The sequence below is a fragment of the Salinivibrio socompensis S35 genome (assembly GCF_000513715.1).
In the GTDB taxonomy this organism is placed as follows: domain Bacteria; phylum Pseudomonadota; class Gammaproteobacteria; order Enterobacterales; family Vibrionaceae; genus Salinivibrio; species Salinivibrio socompensis.
In genome coordinates, this window is record NZ_AQOD01000203.1 from 1 (window position 1) to 1,928 (window position 1,928).

The following is a 1,928-nucleotide window of genomic DNA, read 5'->3' on the forward strand; positions in this document are numbered from 1 at the left end:
TAAATTTGAAGGGATCGATACACTCGAATTCGGTGGTCAGAGCTTCATAACCGGTGTACGAGAACACCAACGACGATTGCTGAAACTATTGGGTCAGTTATACGAAACGGTTTATTCCTAAATTAGGTGCGGAAACTCGGTTTTATAGCTAAAGCCGTTGTGGTGCAGCCATTTGTTCATGCCAGCAACGGAGTAGCACACACCAAACTGACTCTGCACATACGTGACAATCTGGTGGGTGTGGGAGTAGGTATTGTCGGTCAAATGGTCAATCAAGGCCAATGTTTGAGGAGCGGACAAACGACTGTTTGAGCCACCGTTCTCGGGCTTGAGCTTCTCAGCAGTCGCGTAGTCCTTAAGATGACGCCGTACTGTTGTTTCGTTAATACGCAGTGCTTGAGAAATCATCACCGTGCTCCAACCTTCAGATGTCAGTAACACTGCTTTGATGCGATCGCGCACTCGCCCATCACGAGTGGTTCCGTGTTGGCGGTCAAGTTCCTGCTTTTGCTGTTTGGTTAAAGTCACTTTCATCGGTGAGAATCATGATCCTCTTTTTACGTAAAATCAAGCATCTTCAATGATCACGGGTATATGAAAATTTAATTGCCTATATAAATCTAATAGATACCTAATGTTACAAACCCTATTAGGAATCCAAATGAAACACCCCACACATCTGCGTTTGTTTCCAATTTTATAAGCTTACCCCATACGTATTTATTTTCTATAATCACCGATATAGCAATAATTGGAACCAAAAAATGAAAAGCATGGATTTATCTTGAAAAAACGGAAACTCTCCAAGCAGTAGACGATGGAAACCTTCGCACTGCCGAGCTAACCAATAACCAACTACCGACCCGGCAATGCTGGGAATAATACCCCTTTTTGGTATCAAGCTAATAATCCTTCTTTGTTATCTTTATGATTTCTATTAGTCAAATATGACTCGATAATTAAGCTAACCAGTATTGACTGCAAAATTGCCAAAGTCACAAGCAATAAGCTGAGCATTATAACAGGGCCACCAACAACCAATCCAGTACCAAGTGTAGAAACCAAGTAACTAGAAAGTGCATAAGAGCCAATAAAAGCAGCGGTATTTATGACTACCTGACCGACCTTTTGACCAGTTGTTAATTCTGGATTCAGTATAGTGTCTATGATGGATATAGCTAAGCTTGCAGTTCCAAACATCTTCGCTAAACGAGAGTATAAAAGAGAATTTCCTGGATTAAACCAATGGTCCTTAAACTTAGATTGCCCATCAAAGAAGCCTCCTATAGACGCAAAAACTCCGGACCATACACCACCATTAGCCCCTCCTGAAATTTTATAGGCACCCGATCCCGTTTCGGGATCAATTTTGACGTAGCCGTACCCACTCCAACCATTAACAGTGATAGGACTTTCATGGATTGTGACAGTATTTCCAACCTGAACAGCTTGATAAATTTCTTGTCTCACATCGTTATCTAATGGCAAAGTTTCTGCCAATGAGATGTTGGCTTTGTCAAAGGTATAAAGTTTTTGGCCTTGCGAATTGGCTAACCCAATCAACTTAACTGCGCTGACGCCACCATCATTCTTATCAGAAAAAAGCGTTTCAGGGATCGAATTTTCTAGATATGAGGCAGATGCTCCTGAGTTTCTGTTAAAGGTCATCCATGAGTCCCAACAATTGGATTTCGCTTCGGCATTGTCCGATAGACGATCTACATCCATAATAACGCCAGAAAACTCAACCTTACTAGGGCGTGTTGATCTTTGCTGTACACATTTTATTCAGCAATACATCGGCAGCCACATTATAGTAAACGCCAGTGATACCATACTGGCGTAATTTCTTGCTAACTTATCATATCTCGTTGATATTGCTCGGAAGTGCTTAATCCTCGCGAAAGCGTTCTCAACTAAATGTCGAT

2 protein-coding genes and 1 pseudogene are annotated in these 1,928 nt (G+C 41.6%); all 3 read right to left on the reverse strand.

What is annotated here, in order from left to right; translation table 11 throughout:
- Positions 1 to 141: 141 nt before the first annotated feature.
- Positions 142 to 534: pseudogene (locus DZ54_RS0116790) on the reverse strand (helix-turn-helix domain-containing protein); the annotation flags it as partial.
- Positions 535 to 897: 363 nt separating this feature from the next.
- The gene (locus DZ54_RS0116795) at positions 898 to 1,728 is read right to left on the reverse strand and encodes a hypothetical protein (protein WP_025675353.1); all 831 of its coding nucleotides are present in this window, start codon (positions 1,726 to 1,728) and stop codon (positions 898 to 900) included.
- 60 nt (positions 1,729 to 1,788) lie between these two features.
- The coding region (locus tag DZ54_RS24510; protein ID WP_164831623.1) for a transposase at positions 1,789 to 1,928 on the reverse strand (140 nt) is incomplete at its 5' end.